Genomic DNA, 16,480 nt, shown 5'->3' with positions numbered 1-16,480 from the left:
TTCCCGCGGGAACGCGCCCTTTTCCAGGACCGCCGCTGGGGCGCTCCTCGAGTGGCCCCTGAGCGCATTCGAAGGCCCTTGCATGCCCTTTCCCGCTGGTTCAGCATGGGCGGGCCTTCTCATTTTTTTCCGCGGAATTGTTTTCCGGCACCGGATTTCCCGAGCAAGGAACTGGAGCCATGACCGGCATACCCCCCATTCCCGCGTATCCCCTGCCCGCCGAGGCCGAACTGCCCGCGCCCGTGGCGCAGTGGACCGCCGATCCCGACCGCGCGGTCCTCCTCGTCCACGACATGCAGCGGTACTTCCTCGCCCCCTTCGCCGACCACATGCGCGGCCAACTGGTGCGCAACGCCGCCCTGTTGCGCGACCGCTGCGCTGCGCTGCGCGTCCCGGTCGCCTACACGGCGCAGCCCGGCGGCATGACCGCCGCCGAGCGCGGCCTGCTCCAGGACTTCTGGGGACCGGGGATGCGCACCGCGCCGGCCGACCGCGAGGTCGCCGACGAGCTGCGCCCGGCCGCCGACGACTGGCGGTTCACCAAGTGGCGCTACAGCGCCTTCTGCCGCACCGACCTGCTGAAGCGGATGCGGGACGCGGGCCGCGACCAGCTGATCCTGTGCGGCGTCTACGCGCACGTGGGCGTGGTCGCCACCGCCGTCGAGGCGTTCTCCCACGACATCGAGCCCTTCCTCGTCGCGGACGCCACCGCCGACTTCTCCCAGGAGCACCACCGCCGGGCCCTGGCGTACGCGGCAACGTGCTGCGCCCGCGTCGTCGCCGTCAAGGAAGTGTTCGCATGACGCGCCGCGCGGAGCACCCGCCCGCACCCGCGCCGGACGGCGACGACCTGCTGGCGCGGGCGCTGTCCGGCGCGTGCGGCCCCTACGCCCTGCTGCACCGGCCGCACGCGCCGGGCCCGGCCGCCGTGGAGGTCCTGACCGGCCCGGTGCTGCTCCCCGCGACCCTCGCCGACCTGCCGCTACCCCCAAATCAGGGACCCGGCGCCCGGCACGAGGTGCTGGTGGTGCTGCCCTACCGGCAGCTCGCCGAGCGCGGCTTCGCCTGCGCCGACGACGGCACACCCCTGGTGGCGATGACCGTCACCGGCCACCAGAGGCTCCCGCTGCGCGAGGCGCTGGCCCGCATCCCGGACGTGGCGACCCCGCTGGCGGGCGGCGCCTTCGACGTCGACGACGCCGCGTACGAGGCGGTGGTGGAGCGCGTCGTACGGGAGATGATCGGCACCGGGGAGGGCGCCAACCTCGTCGTCAAGCGCACCTTCGTCGCCGACATCACCGACTACGGCCCGGCCAGCGCCCCCGCCCTCTTCCGCCGCCTCCTGGAACGCGAGAGCGGCGCCCACTGGACGTTCCTGATCCACACCGGCACCCGCACCCTGGTGGGCGCCTCCCCCGAGCGGCACGTCAGCCTCCAGGGCGGCACCGCGGTGATGAACCCCATCAGCGGCACCTACCGCTATCCGCCCTCGGGGCCGACGCTGGCGGGCGTGATGGAGTTCCTCGGCGACCGCAAGGAGACCGAGGAGCTCTACATGGTCCTCGACGAGGAGCTGAAGATGATGGCCCGGATCTGCCCGCAGGGCGGCCGGGTGGTGGGCCCCCGCCTCAAGGAGATGGCGAAGGTCGCGCACACCGAGTACTTCATCGAGGGGCGCACCGACCGCGACGTCCGCGACGTCCTGCGCGAGACGATGTTCGCGCCGACCGTCACCGGCAGCCCGCTGGAGAGCGCCTGCCGGGCCATCCGGCGCTACGAGCCCGGGGGCCGCGGCTACTACAGCGGCGCCGCCGCCCTCATCGGCCGGGACGAGGCGGGCGCGCGGGTCATGGACTCCGCGATCCTCATCCGCACCGCCGACATCAGCCCGCGCGGGCGCCTGGGCATCGCCGTCGGCGCCACCGTCGTGCGCCACTCCGACCCCGCGGCCGAGGCGGCCGAGACCCGGGCCAAGGCGGCCGGCGTCGTCGCCGCCCTGGACGGCGGGGCCCCGGAGCGGTTCGCGCAGCATCCGAGCGTGCGCCGGGCGCTGCTGCGGCGCAACGACGCGCTGGCCGCGTTCTGGCTCTCCGGCACCGAGTCCCGGACCTCGCTGCTGTCGCCGCTGGCCGGGCGGAGCGTCCTGGTCGTGGACGCCGAGGACACCTTCACCTCGATGATCGACCAGCAGCTGCGCTCCCTGGGGCTGTGCGTGACGGTGCGCCGCTACGACGAGCCGTACGCCTTCGACCGCCACGACCTGGTCGTCCTCGGGCCGGGCCCCGGCGACCCGGGCGATGCCGGCCACCCCAAGATCCGCCGGCTGCGGACCGCGGTCGACACCCTGCTGGCCACCCGGCGGCCGTTCTTCGCGGTCTGCCTCAGCCACCAGGTCCTGGGGCTGCGGCTCGGCCTGCCGCTGCGCCGCAAGGAGGTGCCCAACCAGGGGGTGCAGCAGGCCGTCGACCTCTTCGGCACCCCCGAACGCGTCGGTTTCTACAACACGTTCGCCCTGCTCTGCGAGGACGACGCGTTCGTCGCCGACGGCGTGGGCCCGGTCCGGGTCAGCCGGGCCCCGGGCACCGGGGAGGTGCACGCGCTGCGCGGCCCCGGCTTCGCCTCGCAGCAGTTCCACGCCGAGTCCGTGCTGACCCAGGACGGCCCCCGCATCGTCGCGGAGGCCCTCACCGGTCTGCTCACCCCCGTCCGTGCCGCGGACCTGTCCCTGCGGTCCTAGGGAGAAGCGATGCACAAGTACGTCGTCGTCGACGCCTTCGCGCGGCGCCCCCTGACCGGCAACCCGGTGGCGGTGTTCTTCGGCGCCGACGACCTGGACGGGGACCGGATGCAGGCCGTCGCGGCGGAGCTGCACCTGTCGGAGAGCACCTTCCTGCTGCGGCCCCGCAGCCCGGACACCGACGCCTACGTGCGCATCTTCACGCCCGTCAACGAACTGCCCTTCGCCGGGCACCCGTTGCTCGGCACCGCCGTCGCGCTCGGCCTGCGCACCGGAGCGAGCGCGCTGCGCCTGGAGACCGCGATGGGCACCGTCCCCTTCACGCTGCGGGCCGGGGACGGCGCGCCCGGGGTCCTGTGGGCGGGCATGCGCCAGCCGGTGCCGGTGTGGGAGCCGTTCGACCGTACGGCGGAGCTGCTCGCGGCGCTCGGCATCGCCGGCTCCACCCTGCCGGTGGAGATCTACCGCAACGGGCCGCGGCACGTCCTCGTCGGCCTGGAGAGCGTGGCGGCGCTGGCGGGGCTCGCCCCCGACCACCGGGCGCTGGCCGCCTTCCCCGACATGGCGGTCAACTGCTATGCCGGGGCGGGCACGTCGTGGCGCAACCGGATGTTCTCCCCGGCGTACGGGGTCGTGGAGGACGCCGCCACCGGGTCCGCCGCCGGGCCCCTCGCCATCCACCTCGCCCGGCACGGCCCGGCCGCGTACGGGCGGCGGATCGAGATCGTGCAGGGCACGGAGATCGGCCGCCCCTCCCCCATGGCCGCCCTGGTCCACGGCGACGGCGACCGGGTCGACTCGGTCGAGGTGTCGGGCCACGGCGTCGTCGCGCTCGAAGGAGTCCTGCATGTCTGACATCGCTGACGCGCACCGCTCACCGCTGCCGCACGGCACCGCCCGGTCCGAGTCGCTGACCGGCACCGTCGACGTGGACTTCCCCGAGTTCCTCGCCCCGCCGCCGGAGCCGATGCCGCTGCTGACGGCGTGGCTCGCGGCCTGCGACGCGCAGGGGGTGCGGGAGCCGCGGGCGCTGGCCCTCGCCACGGCGGACGCCCGGGGCCGCACTTCCTCGCGCGTGGTGGTCCTCACGTCGGTGACGGTGGCGGGCCTGGTCTTCACCAGCCACGCCGACAGCCGCAAGGGCCGCGACCTGGCCGCCGTTCCGTGGGCCTCGGGGGTGCTGTACTGGCGCGAGACGAGCCGGCAGGTCACGGTGGCGGGCCCGGTGCGCCGGCTGCCCGACGCGGATGCCGGGGCCCTGTGGGACGCGCGGCCCGTCTTCACGCACGCCATGAGCACGCTCTCCCGGCAGAGCCGCCCGCTGCGCGACCTCACCCACGTCGACGAACTGCGCGCCCGGGCCCGCGCGTTGGGCGACGAGGCGCGCCCGCTGCCCCGCCCGTCCGCCTACACCGCCTACCGGCTGGAGCCCGCGGTCGTGGAGTTCTGGTCGAACGGCACGGACCGGCTGCACGAGCGCCTGCGGTACGAGCGGGCCGGCGACCCCGCCACGGGCCCGTGGACGGCGAGCCGGCTCCAGCCGTAGCGGGGGGCGGCCGGTACCAGGCGTGCCTACCGGCGTACCGGCCTACCGGCCTACCGGCCTACGAGCTGAAGCCGCGCGCCGGCGCCGCGGCCCCCGCCCGTGCCCCGCGCGGGCTGCTCACTCCGCGAGGACGGCCTCCATCACCGAGGCGTGCGGTGAGGGTTCCAGGACGCGTTCGACGCGGAAGCCCGCCTCGGTGAGGAGCGCCTCGTACTCGGCGCGGGTGCGGCCCCGGCCGTTGAGGACGGTCATCATCAGCATGTCGATCGTCTTGCCGGGGTGCGGCTCGTTGCCCGCCGGGATCATCGCGTTGACGGCGAGGAGCCGCCCGTGCGCGGGCATGGCCGCGCGGCACGTACGCAGGATGCGCACGCACCGCTCGTCCGGCCAGCTGGCCAGCACGTGCTTGACGAGGTAGACGTCGGCACCGGCCGGTACCGAGGTGAAGAAGTCGCCCGCCTCCACCGTCCAGCGGCCCGCGGTCCCGGGCTCGTCGAGGAGGTGCCCGGACACCACGCTCTCCAGGTCGAAGAGGGTGCCGGTGAGGTGCGGGTGGCGCCGCAGCACGGCGCGGAGCAGGCCGCCGCGGCCGCCGCCCACGTCGACGGCGGTCCTGGCCGAGGAGAGGTCGAGGGCGTCGACGACGTCGTTGCTCAGCGTCTCGGAGAACGCCGCCATGCTGGAGTTGAAGGCCCGGCCCAGCTCGGGGTCGGCGGCGACGTGGTCGTAGAACGGCAGCCCGTACAGGCTCTCGAAGGCCGTGGTGCCGGTGCGGACCGCGTCGTGCAGGTGGCCCGCCGAGTTCCAGAAGACGGCCTCGCCGCGCACCATGATGTAGTCGCGCAGCGACCGCTCGACCCCGGCGCACAGCGGGCGGGCGAGCGGCGTGAGGTGGAAGAGGTGCTCCTCGTCCTCGCGGAAGACGCCCTTCGTGGCGAGGAAGCGCAGCAGCCGGTACAGGTAGGGGCCGTCGGCGCCGACGTCCGCCGCGAGCTCGTCCGCGCCGCGGGGGCCGTCGAGCAGCCGGTCCGCGACGCCGAACCGGGCGGCGGTGTGCAGCGCCGCGGAGTACACGTAGCCCAGCGCGAGGTCGAGCAGCTCGCCCGTCGTCTCCTGGGTGGAATCCGTGGGTCCGGCCGGGGCCGGGGCGGCGGGGGCCGTGGGGCGGGCGGCTGCCATGGTGCGGTTCCCTTCCTCGTGGCCGCGGGCCGCGCGGCCCGCGGGAGCACGTCGGTGCCCGGGGCCCAGCATGCGGGCGCCGCGTCGGGTCCAGCTCGAGGACTGCGTGAGGGCGGCCCCACCCGGCCCCGAGGCGGCGCGGCGAGACTCGGACGGCCGGCCACGGCCCGGCCGGTCACGGCCCGGAACACGCTGCTGGGGGAGATCATGACCGACCGCACCGCCGAGCAAGGCTTCCGTGACGCCGCCGAGTTGCGGCGCAAGAACCGCGCGACCGTCGAGAAGTACCTGGCGGACACCAAGGGCCCGGCCCGGCTGCGCCGGCACGAGCTGTTCGTCGAGGAGGGCAGCGGCGGGCTGTGGACCAACGACACCGGGGCGCCGATCGTCATCCGGGGCCGGGACCGGCTGGGCGAGCACGGCGTCTGGTCGCTGGAGTGCTTCCCGGACTGGGAGTGGTACAACATCCAGGTCTTCGAGACGCAGGACCCGGACTTCTTCTGGGTCGAGTGCGACGGCCGCGGCACGATCCGCTTCCCGGGCTACCCCGAGGGCCCCTACGAGAACCACTTCCTGCACTCGTTCCAGCTCGACGACGGACGCATCGTGCAGAACCGCGAGTTCATGAACCCCTTCGAGCAGCTGCGCGCGCTCGGCATCGAGGTGCCGGCCGTCCGGCGCGAGGGCATCCCCACCTGACCGGCGCCCCCGCACGCGCCGCACCTGCCGCGCCGCTGCCCGCGCACCCCTCCCCCGTACCCCTGCCGTCCCGAGGAGAAGACCCCGATGGTCACCCGCCGCCATGCGCTCGCCGCAGGAATAGCCTCCGCGTCCGTGGGGGTGACCGGGGCGTCCCTGGTGCCCCTGCTCACCGCCCGCGGCGCCGAGGCGGCCGCCGCCGAGGCCCCGGCCGCCGCGGCGGCCGCCATCGAACTGTTCAAGGTGCCGCTGCCGCTGATCCCCGTGGCGCGCCCGCTGTCGACCGCCGGCGGCGTGGACACGTACGAGGTGACCACGCAGCGCTCAACGGCGGAGATCGTGCCGGGTGTCCGCACCGACGTGCTCACCTACGACGGCCGGTTCCCGGGCGCCACCATCAAGGCGCGGACGAACCGGCCCGTGGTCGTCATCCAGCGCAACGGGCTCGACGTGCCCATCTCCCGCCACCTGCACGGCGCCTCGGTCCCCGAGGACAGCGACGGCGGCCCCATGGACACGATCGAGCCGGGCGGCGTCCGCGTGTACCGCTACCCGAACCGGCAGCCGCACGCCTCCCTCTGGTACCACGACCACGCCCACCACGTGGAGTCGGAGAACGTCTACCGCGGGCTGCACGGCAGCTACCTGATCAGCGACCCCGTCGAGGACGCGCTGCCGCTGCCCAAGGGCGCGTACGACGTCCTGATCGAGCTGCGCGACGCGAACATCGACGCGTCCGGGCAGCTCGTCTACGCGATGGGCGACCGCACCCGCAACACCCTCCTGGCCAACGGCGTGCCCTACCCGTACCTGGAGGTGGCGGCCCGGAAGTACCGGTTCCGCTTCGCCAACACGTCGAACATGCGCTTCTTCGAGCTGCGGCTCGCCGACGGCGGCGAGCTGATCCAGATCGGTTCGGACGGCGGTCTGCTGCCGCGCCCGAACCCGACCCCGTCGGTCTACCTGTCCTCGGGCGAGCGGGCGGACGTCGTCATCGACTTCTCCCGGTATCCGGTCGGCACCCAGCTGGTCCTGGTGAACACCGGCGGGCGCGGGCCGGTCGAGCAGGTCGGGCAGGTGCTGCGGTTCGACGTGACGCGCACGGCCGACGATCCCAGCTCGGTGCCGTCCGTGCTGCGGGCGCTGCCGCCGCTACCCGCGCCCACCGCCACCCGCTCGGTGGTGATGCGGATGGACGAGGACGGCAGCGCCACCGCGCAGGCGTACCTGGACGAGAAGGTCTACGACCACGCCCGCGTCGACCAGGTCGTCCGCTACGGTGCCAGCGAGGTCTGGACCGTCACCAACGCCAATGTGAAGGCGGCCCACAACTTCCACATGCACCTGGTGCAGTTCCGGGTGCTGGAGCGCAACGGGCAGGCGCCCCCGGCCTCCGAGTCCGGCCTCAAGGACACGGTGGTACTCCAGCCCGGGGAGACGGTCAAGCTCCAGGCGACCTTCGACAGCTACCGCGGCGCGTACGTCTACCACTGTCACATGCTGGACCACTCGGCGATGGGCATGATGGCCACGATGAAGATCCGCTGACCACCACGCCCCTCCCCCGCTCCCCCGGCCTCCCGGCCTCCCGGCTAGGCGTCCCGGCGCCCCGGCAGGTACTGGTCGAGGACGACCGCGAGGAACTTGGTGTGGTCCGGCAGCCCGGACTCCCGCACCAGCCCGTCGATGATCGCCCGCTGCGCGCGGGTCGGCTTGTACTGCAGTTGTACGGGGCCGAGCCCGCGCAGGTCGGTGTCGTCGGGCTTGACCGTGACGGCGAACAGCTTGGACTGGAACTTGGGCGCCCGCCGGGCCTCCTCGACGACCTGCGGCAGCCCCTTCTCCGCGGCGGCCTCCACGGCCATCAGCACGATCTGGGTGTGCGTGATGTCGTGCTGCTTGCGGAACTTGCGAAAGCGCGTGGCGACGTTCTGCGACACGTAGAAGCCGACGGGCTTGGCGGTGTCCGCGTCGTCGAGCGGCTCGGGCTCCTGGGCGGCTTCGCGGGCCGGCTGCGGGATCACGGTCGCCGCGGCCGCCGGAGCGGGCATCGGGGTGACCGGGGCGACGGGCGCCGACTGCGCGGGGGCCGGGGTGGCCCAGCCGGCGAGCGCGCTCGTCGAGCGGCCCCCGCCGCCCGCGCCGCCGCTGAACAGATTGCCGACGCCTTCGTCGGACATGCTCTGCTCGGTGTCCTCGTCCGTCTGCTTCTTTCCCTTGGGCGGGGTCATGCGGCCGCGTCCTTCCTCAGTTCGAGCGCGCGAGCGAACATCTCTTCGGTGAATCCTTCGTAGTCGGCGGCCAGTCCGTCGACAGTCTCCGGCACGGACCGGTCACCGTCCCCCCGCCGGTCGGCCAACTCCTGCACCAGCAGCCCTCGTTTGCGCACGAGCCGGGCGACCGACTCGGTGTGCCCGATGAGGTGCTTGAACATGTGGGCGTCCTCGCCGAGCACCTTGTGCACCTGCCGCCGCACGTCGGCGTGGATACCGGTGTACGTGCGCCCGGTGTCGAAGAGCAGCACCCCCAGCAGCTCCAGGTGCGGATTGAGCTGGCTGACGAAACGCACGTAGGAGAACTCCAGGCCGATCTGGGCCAGGCCGTCCTCCGCTCCCCCGTCGCTCTTGACCGGGATGACCAGCCAGCGCGCGGCCGACAGGGCGAGCCGCTGCAGCGACGGGTTCTCCGGCGGGGTGTCGAGAATGATGATCTGGTACTCGTGCGCGATCGGCAGCAGGCACATCAGCAGCCGCAGGTACGCGTGCGGGCCTTCCTTGGCGAGCAGCGTGTGGAAGAAGATGCCGAACTCGTCACCGAGGGCCGGGCCGCCGATGACGACGTCCAGGTTCTCCCGGACGCCTCGCTGGGGCCGCAGGGCGGTGCCGGTGCGCAGCGCGTCGAGGAGCGCCGCTCCCCCGTCGTTCCACTCGGCCCGCTTGTAGCCGAGCTCGCGGGCGATGTTGCCCTGGGCGTTGCAGTCGATGATGAGGGTCCGCAGTCCGCTGCGTGCCGCCTTGCCCGCCGCGTTGGCCGAGACCGACGACTTGCCGACCCCGCCCTTGCCGTTGCCGAACATGAAGATGTGCGACAGCGAGGCCCAGGGGATCTGGGGTGGGTGCGACTGGCTGTCAGGTGCCGCGAAGGGACTGGACATGGATCCTCTCAGTCTGGTTCAGACCCGAAGACGGGTGGAGATATGCCCGTTTTGGGCGTGCTTGCCGGGCCAAAACTTCTCTCAGAACGATTCTGCGCTCCGAAGCGGCCGACCCTGATGCCGAGTACCCCCCGAAGCCCCCTTCCGGAGACCGCCGACCCCCTCGATGACCTCAATGTGGCAGGTCGACGAGGGTTTTGCTGTTTGCAGCCAAGCTTGCTGCTCTGCGTGAGTCTCCCCTTGCCCCCCTCTGGGTGAGCAAGCGTGAAGGACGGCTTCTGCCTATATGGAACTCCCGGTGACGACCTCACCTGACGCTCCCACAGAAACAGCCACCTCCGGCGAAGTTGCGACGCAAAGCGCTGCACACGCTACCAGGGTGATCACCGCACCGGTACAGCAACACGCGGGCGTATCGGCCTGCAGGTCAAGATGCGGGTGGGCTTGGAGGCCAGACGGCTTGCCTGGCGTTGAACCAACTACCGCTTTGGTCGCGTGGCTTGCGGGTCGATTGATGGGCTGACGGGCTGGTCGGCTATCACTGAGGGGTACGGGTGGGCGGATGTGCGGTTGCACGGACCGCTGTACGGACGGGGTGATGGCTGTGCCGACTTGTGGGCGTCCAGGGGGGTGGATGCGGGTGCCTGCCAGCTATTCGGTGTACCCGTCTACAACTCGGCTGATCAGCTGGGCTGTCGGCAGGCGGGTCGAGCGGCTTACTGGGCTGGGGGTCCGCTCCTGCACTCACCCTCAGGTCGCCAGTGGGGCTGACGGGCGGGTGGACGATCAGGGCAGCACACGGACTGGGAGGCCGCTGAGCAGAGCCGCTTGGTACGGGATGAGTATGCTGGTGCACCCACAGACAGACGTGCGAGCGTACGGGCTCATCCACTCGTGGACCTGGATGCCTGCTGACAATTCTAGTAGCGGTCGGGCGGGCATACGGGCCACCCACCTGACTACCACCTCTGTTGCAAGGCCTGCTGACTAGCCGCCAGGGAGGCTCACCGGCATGTTGATCTACACCCCTGTGACCGGAGCTGTAGCCGCCCCGACCGACGTGCTGATCCGTAGGTCCACCGGGTGACAGGCAGCCATACTCATAGGCGGACCGGCAAGCCAGCAGACCGCTGAACCGATCTCGTGACCAACAGGGAACTACACGCGCAGACAGCTTAAGCGGTGCGCATCGATATGCACCGGCATTCCCATCCACGTGCCTGTCAGTACCTCTGCCCACGAGCGGACGTGCTCGGTGACTGGCACCCGGACGTGCAACTTGACCGGCACTCAGGCAGTACCCGCTGCATGCATCTCCGTGCGCGCCCCAACCGGAACAGCAGTCGCAGTCACGCCCTGAACACCCATCAACTACCCGCCCTCGCTCACCGCAGGCCGCATCACCAACACGCGGGCACGTACCGAGGTGCAGCACAGCACCCGTACGCATGCTTGCGCGCAAGCTTGCTCCCATGTTTGCAGTGATGTTTGTTTCCCCAGGTCAGAGGGTGTTTTTCAGCGTCAGAACACCTTCACTGTACGCAGCACATCGGCGGATCGGAAACAGTCCCGGCCGGGGTTTCGTCGCCTCACGATCGGCGATCATGTCAGCTTGCCCGAGCACCCGCGAACCTCTCCGCTGTACTCCTGGTGTGGGGGAGTGGCAGCGCACTACACCTGCTCTCGGCTTGAGGGGCCACAAGAGCAGTTCGCGTGTTCCACAAACGCGCAGCTCAAGGAATCCATCCCGGCCCCCAACCGCCTGCCCGCAGGGGCCACCCCACCACCTCGTTCAGTCCGACCGCCTGTCACTGACGCGGAAGGCATCGCCCGTACAGTCCCACCCCGAGAATCCACGCCCTCCTCAGTCGACCTCCGCGAGGTCCAGGGGACCTCGCCCGCCACCTCCGCCCACTTCTTCCCTCTGCGAGGAACGGTCCTGGACAGAACCCAGCCGAGACGCACCGCCACCGGCACAGACTCAGGCGGCCCGCCCAACACCTCATCCCGCCGCTGCGGCTCCAGGGAGTGGGGGAATGGCGACCGCACTCACCTGACCCGGACCGGACCGAAACGCCCTCCGCCGCCCCCACTCCCGACCCACCCCGGCCGACATCCAGAAGCCACGACCTGCTCCACCCGAACGACCACCAGCAGCCAGGCTTCTTGGCCCACGCACCCACCCTTGATCACCGCCTCGACCGGCCCCGCTGCCTCCCCATGCACCCGCACCGCCCCTGAACTCGGCCACCCCGATCACTCATCACCCCGCCGACCCGCACCCCACTCGCACGCCGACCAGACACGACTACGAACCCACCCCGCCTCGCGCCGAGCCGCTCCAACCCGGCACACCACCGCCACCCGGCCACCCCCACGCCTCTCCACACAGCAGCACGACAACAGCCCGCCCCCGAACACCCTCCGCCCCCACCGAGGCCCCGCCTCACCCGGCCGCGCTCCCCCACCCAACTCTCCGTCGACGCAGCCGCACGGCCCCCCGCCCACGCCTCCGCCCCCGCACCACCCGGTCCCGTCACCCATCCCGGCCCCCACCACTCACCCCCGAACCCACCGCCCACACCGCACCGCCCCGGGCCTCTCCGCAGCACCCCCGCGGTCCCGAGCCCCCCGCACCTCCTCGCCGTCAGCAGACCGTCACACCGCCCCGCACACACCCCCCGGCCGCGCGACGACCCACCCCCACCCCACCGAATCCGCCAGGCGCCCACACCCGCACCTCACCCACCGACCCAGCACCCGACGCCCGCGGCCCCGCTCCACCCGAGCCCGTTCAAGACCGGCCGCCGGAATCTCGCGCGCACCCCGCCACGGCCCTCTGAGGCCCCCTCAGCCCTGCTTTCGGCAGCCATCACCACCACCGCCCCCACCTCGCCCCGGCCCAGCACCAGGCACCCGACTCCCCAGCCGCCCTACCGACTCATCCCCGCGGGGGAGCGGCCCCTCTCCAGCCCCACACCGCCACCGAAACGGCTGCCACCGCCACCGGCCCCCGTCAGGACCGCACCACCCAGAACCCCCAGGTCACACCCCGGAACCCGGCCGGCGGCCCCTCACCCCGGGTTCCGCCCCGCGCTCTCAGAGCCTCTGAGAGAAGTCATTGAGATTTCAACCACTAGGGCGCCCCCAGCTCATGGGCCCCCAAGGTCCGAGGGGCGGAGGGTCCCCGAGATCCAGATCCGCTCCCGGCCCGGACGAGCCCCACTCCGGCCTCCCTAGAACCGAGGCAGCCCGCTCGCACCCGCCCGCCCCTTCGGTCCCGTACGCCCCCACAGCCGCCCCACCACAAGAACGCCCAGCTCAGCGCCGCCCACCACCCACCGGCCCGGCCGCCGGCCTCGGGGGCACGGGACCGACGGGACCGAGCCCCCTTGTTCGTGCCGTGTGTGTGCGTGTATGTGCACGCGCGTACTTCTGGCACTACCCCTACGCGTACTGGACTCATAAGGAAGACCTTCAGTCCCGTCAGTCCCGTGCCGGACGCCGGCACCCGCCCTGACCTGCCCGTTTCCTACGGGACTGAGCACGGGACCGAAGCGGGACCGCCCCGAACCGGGCCCCGCCGGACCTCCCGCCCCAAGCGGGGAAGCCCGCCCTCCGACCCCGCCGCCCACCCCTGTCCCGGCCCCGGTTCCCGCGCTGCCAGAACCCCACTGCGGGACTGACGGGACTCAAGAACCTCGACAGAGCAAAAGCCCCCTCGCGTATCAGAACGTGTGCGCTAGTCTCAGGCCCGCAATATCCGATTCTCAGTCCCTTCAGTCCCGCAGTGCCGCGGGACGCCTCCGGCACCGGAGGTCCGTCGTGGACCGAACAGGTGGGGACGACCGACGCTGGATCTGGACAAGGACGATCAGTGGCGCGCCAGCTTGCCGCAAGCTCAAGCCCCCCGTCGGGGGCCGTGGATCCCGTCGCTGTCGCCCGCTGGTGCGCACGGGCCGGCTGGCCGGTCCATCCGCTCGCCCCGCGGCAGAAGACGCCCGCGGCCAACTGCGAGGAATGCAGGGGGAGCGCGCACGCCCCGGCCGGGTGTCCCTGCATCCCCGCGGGGCGCTGGTGCCACGGCTTCCACGCCGCGACGACCTCCCTGGAGCGGATCGACGCCTGGTGGGGGAGCCAGCCGCGGCTTGGCGTGGGGGTCTCGTGCGGCCCGGCCGACCTCGTCGTGATCGACGTCGACGCGCACGCCGCCGAAGTACCCGACCGCTCCCGCCTCCTGCCGGGCATCCCCATCGCCCCCCAGATCGACCTCAGCGGGCTCGCGACGGGCTTCGACACCCTCGCCCTCCTCGCGGCCCTGCGCGGGCGGCAGAGCCCCGCTGAGGACCAGGAGACGCTGCGCGTGCGGACCCCGTCGGGCGGCCTGCACGTCTGGTACCGCAATCCGCACCCCCGGGTGCGCTACCGCTCGTCCACCGGTTCCGGGGTGCGCACCGCGCTGGCCTGGCAGGTCGACGTACGGTCCGACAACGGCTACATCATCGCGCCCGCCACCCGCACCACCGCCGGGACCTACGAGCCGGTGGGCACGGTGCGCACCCCGGCCCCGCTGCCGCAGTGGCTCGCCGCCGAACTCGTGCGCACCGGACACGTCCCCGCGCCCGCCGCCCCGGCCGCCGCTCCGCCGCCGCTGCCCGCCGCCCGCCGCAGACGCGCTCCCAAGGCCGCCACCCGGGTCATCGAACCGCTCCTGGACGACGTGGCCCGGTGCGCGGCCGTCGCCGAGGGCGCGGGCTTCACCGAGAAGCTCAACCGGGCCGCCTACACCGCGGGCGGCCTCGTCCAGGGCGGGCACCTCGCCGTGGACGAGGTGAAGGAACTGCTGCTCGACACCGCCCGGCTGGCCCGCCCGCACCAGGAGCGACGCAACCTGAACATCATCGAATCCGCGCTGTCCGCAGGCGCGCAGCGCCCGTTCCACCCTCAAGGACGTTCATGAGCCGGGCCGGTCACCGTGGGTTCGACGCCGTCGCCGCCGCGGAGCAGATCCAGCAGCAGAGCCTCGACCTGGACCTGCCGGGCCGGCCCGCGCCGCTGCCCGCCCCGCGGCCGGGGGAGCGGCCCGCGCCCGGTGAGGAAACGTTCCGCTCGGGGCTGCTCCCCGAGGAGCTGACCGACCGCGCCAACGCTAAGCTCTTCGCCCGCCTCTACGGCGACCGGTTCCGGCACGTGGAGGGGCTCGGCTGGTACAGCTGGGAGCAGTACCGCTGGAAGCGCACCGGCGGCGAGAAGACGGCGCTGTGGGCCGCGGGCGACATGGCCGAGCAGATGCCCGGCACGGACCCGCGCGGCGTCTTCAGCTCCCGCGAACTGGCCCAGCACCGCAGGCGCACCCAGTCCACCGCCGGGATGAAGGCGCTGCTGCACCAGGCGAGGGCGGCGCCCAGCCTGAGCCTCGACCCGGACGTCCTGGACGGGGACATCTACGCCCTGTGCACCCCGGCCGGGGTCGTCGACCTGCGGACCGGCGGGCTGCACAAGCCGGACCCGCTCACCGACATGCACTCGCGCGCCACCACGGTGGCCCCGCAGCCGATGCCGATCCCGCGCTGGGAGAGCTTCCTGCGCGACACCTTCGGCGCCGACGAGAAGGGCCTGGAGACCACTCGCTTCCTGCACGTCCTGCTCGGCTACTCGATCACCGGTGACGTCGGCGCGCAGGTGCTGCCCTTCCTCTACGGCTCCGGCGCCAACGGCAAGTCCGTGCTGCTCGACGTGATGACCCAGATCCTCGGCGACTACGCCAACGCGGCCCCGCCCGGGTTCCTCATGGAGAAGGGCAAGTTCACCGAGCACTCCACCGAGCTGACCGAGCTGCACGGCCGCCGCATCGTGGTCTGCTCCGAGCTGAAGCCCAACGACAAGTTCAACGAGGCCCGCGTCAAGCTCCTGACCGGCGGCGACAAGATCACCGCCCGCCGGATGCGCCAGGACTTCTTCAGCTTCACCCCCACTCACAAGCTCTGGCTGCTGGGCAACCACCGCCCCGAAGTGGGCACCGGCGGCCACGCGTTCTGGCGCCGGATGCGGCTGATCCCCTTCGACCGGGTCGTGCCGAACGAGCGGAAGATCGACAACCTCGCGGTGGAGCTGGTCCGCGACGAGGGCCCCGGCATCCTGCACTGGCTCATCGAGGGCGCACGCCGCTATCTGACGACCCGGGACCCGCTCCAGGGCCCGGCGTCCGTCCGGCTCGCCACAGCCGCGTACGAGACCACCGAGGACCACATCGGACGCTTCATCGGCGAGTGCTGCACCAAGGGGGCGTCGGGCGCGCCCGACCCGGAACTGCGCGTCGAACAGAAGCTGCTGTACGAGACGTACTGCCGCTGGTGCGCCGACGAGAGCATCCGCGCCGCCTCCAGCCGCGCCTTCGCCAGCCGCATCCGCCAGGACCTCGGGCTCTCCTCTCCCGCCGAGATGATCAAGAACAACGACCGGAAGCTGTACCCGGGCCTCGCGCTGCTGCCCGAGGTCCGGCACGCGCCGGCCGCCGCCCCGGGCCAAAAGGAGCGCCGGTGAGGTCGCGGAAGTGTCATGGGCGGCGGGGACCGCTGCCCGTACGATGGCCACGGCGACCGCAGGGCACGCCGTTCACGGGGGCAGACAACCGCCGGTGTGACCGCCACTTGTGTGCGGCCGGAGCTGATCAGGAGGGTCTGCGGCCATGAGCTCGATGCTGCAGGACAGCCAACTCGCCCACGAAGAGGCCGTGGTGTGGCTGGAGAGCACGGAGCACCTCGACTACGTCCGCCAGGCCCTCGACAAGTCGACCCGGCGCCGCGGCAAGCCCCGCTACGAGCGCGACGGCCGCATGGTCGGCTACGCCAACCTGCTGGCCGACGCCGACAACGACCCGGACAGCGGCCTGTTCGAGCGCCGCACGTTCTTCCTGCTCCCGCACGACAGGCCAAACGATCCTGCAGGGCCCTACGAGGTGGGTGCCCCCGGGGAGGCCGTGGACCCGCGCACCGTCGCACCCGGCCGCGTGGGCCTGAAGACGCCGCGCTCGCAGCGGGGGAGCGCGGCCAAGGCCGTCGCGTCCTGACCGGAACAACCGTCGGCCGACCGGCCGTCGGCTCGCGTCCCGGCGGACGGGCGCAGGGACCGAAGCCCGAGGGACCGAGGGGGCAGGGTCTGAAGC

At 72.4% G+C, this 16,480-nt stretch carries 12 protein-coding genes; 9 read left to right on the top strand and 3 right to left on the bottom strand.

All coding sequences use genetic code 11. The annotated features are described in order from the left end of the window. Positions 1-179: 179 nt before the first annotated feature. The 4 genes from ACIBW6_RS22555 to phzG are packed head-to-tail and all read left to right on the top strand — an operon-like array spanning position 180 to position 4,283. Positions 180-803: an isochorismatase family protein gene (locus ACIBW6_RS22555; protein ID WP_399062286.1), complete on the top strand. Its 624-nt coding sequence runs from the start codon at positions 180-182 to the stop codon at positions 801-803. Next, a complete protein-coding gene (locus ACIBW6_RS22550) occupies positions 800-2,737 on the top strand; it encodes a chorismate-binding protein (protein WP_399062283.1) in 1,938 nt (645 codons plus the stop codon). Before ACIBW6_RS22555 ends, ACIBW6_RS22550 begins: the two co-directional genes overlap by 4 nt. 9 nt (positions 2,738-2,746) lie before the next feature. Then, complete coding sequence (locus tag ACIBW6_RS22545; protein WP_399062281.1) at positions 2,747-3,592, top strand: PhzF family phenazine biosynthesis isomerase; 846 nt, start codon at positions 2,747-2,749, stop codon at positions 3,590-3,592. Beyond that, positions 3,585-4,283: a phenazine biosynthesis FMN-dependent oxidase PhzG gene (gene phzG / locus ACIBW6_RS22540; RefSeq protein WP_399062279.1), complete on the top strand. Its 699-nt coding sequence runs from the start codon at positions 3,585-3,587 to the stop codon at positions 4,281-4,283. The genes ACIBW6_RS22545 and phzG overlap by 8 nt, the downstream gene beginning before the upstream one ends. A gap of 117 nt (positions 4,284-4,400) precedes the next feature. On the opposite strand, the gene ACIBW6_RS22535 is transcribed toward phzG, so the two are convergent. Beyond that, complete coding sequence (locus ACIBW6_RS22535; protein WP_399062277.1) at positions 4,401-5,462, bottom strand: methyltransferase; 1,062 nt, start codon at positions 5,460-5,462, stop codon at positions 4,401-4,403. A 207-nt stretch (positions 5,463-5,669) separates the two neighbouring features. Between ACIBW6_RS22535 and ACIBW6_RS22530 the strand changes: the two genes are divergently transcribed. Then, positions 5,670-6,161, top strand: a complete 492-nt coding sequence (locus ACIBW6_RS22530; RefSeq protein ID WP_399062275.1) for a PhzA/PhzB family protein — start codon at positions 5,670-5,672, stop codon at positions 6,159-6,161. 87 nt (positions 6,162-6,248) lie between these two features. Next, complete coding sequence (locus ACIBW6_RS22525) at positions 6,249-7,709, top strand: multicopper oxidase family protein (protein WP_399062274.1); 1,461 nt, start codon at positions 6,249-6,251, stop codon at positions 7,707-7,709. Positions 7,710-7,753: 44 nt separating this feature from the next. Here the strand turns inward: ACIBW6_RS22525 and ACIBW6_RS22520 are convergent, their stop codons facing one another. Next, a complete protein-coding gene (locus tag ACIBW6_RS22520) occupies positions 7,754-8,392 on the bottom strand; it encodes a hypothetical protein (RefSeq protein ID WP_399062273.1) in 639 nt (212 codons plus the stop codon). Then, a complete protein-coding gene (locus ACIBW6_RS22515; RefSeq protein ID WP_399062271.1) occupies positions 8,389-9,315 on the bottom strand; it encodes a ParA family protein in 927 nt (308 codons plus the stop codon). The genes ACIBW6_RS22520 and ACIBW6_RS22515 overlap by 4 nt, the downstream gene beginning before the upstream one ends. Before the next feature lie 3,922 nt (positions 9,316-13,237). Between ACIBW6_RS22515 and ACIBW6_RS22510 the strand changes: the two genes are divergently transcribed. From ACIBW6_RS22510 to ACIBW6_RS22500, 3 genes are all read left to right on the top strand, one after another. Beyond that, the gene (locus ACIBW6_RS22510) at positions 13,238-14,275 is read left to right on the top strand and encodes a bifunctional DNA primase/polymerase (RefSeq protein ID WP_399062269.1); all 1,038 of its coding nucleotides are present in this window, start codon (positions 13,238-13,240) and stop codon (positions 14,273-14,275) included. Then, complete coding sequence (locus tag ACIBW6_RS22505; protein ID WP_399062268.1) at positions 14,272-15,858, top strand: phage/plasmid primase, P4 family; 1,587 nt, start codon at positions 14,272-14,274, stop codon at positions 15,856-15,858. The genes ACIBW6_RS22510 and ACIBW6_RS22505 overlap by 4 nt, the downstream gene beginning before the upstream one ends. Before the next feature lie 145 nt (positions 15,859-16,003). Next, a complete protein-coding gene (locus ACIBW6_RS22500) occupies positions 16,004-16,384 on the top strand; it encodes a DUF6009 family protein (protein ID WP_399062266.1) in 381 nt (126 codons plus the stop codon). The last annotated feature ends 96 nt before the right edge of the window (positions 16,385-16,480 follow it).

It is taken from the genome of Streptomyces sp. NPDC049813, from assembly GCF_044465085.1.
Lineage (GTDB): Bacteria > Actinomycetota > Actinomycetes > Streptomycetales > Streptomycetaceae > Streptomyces.
Note: the sequence above shows the minus strand (reverse complement) of the source record. Positions and strands in the feature narration are given on the sequence as shown.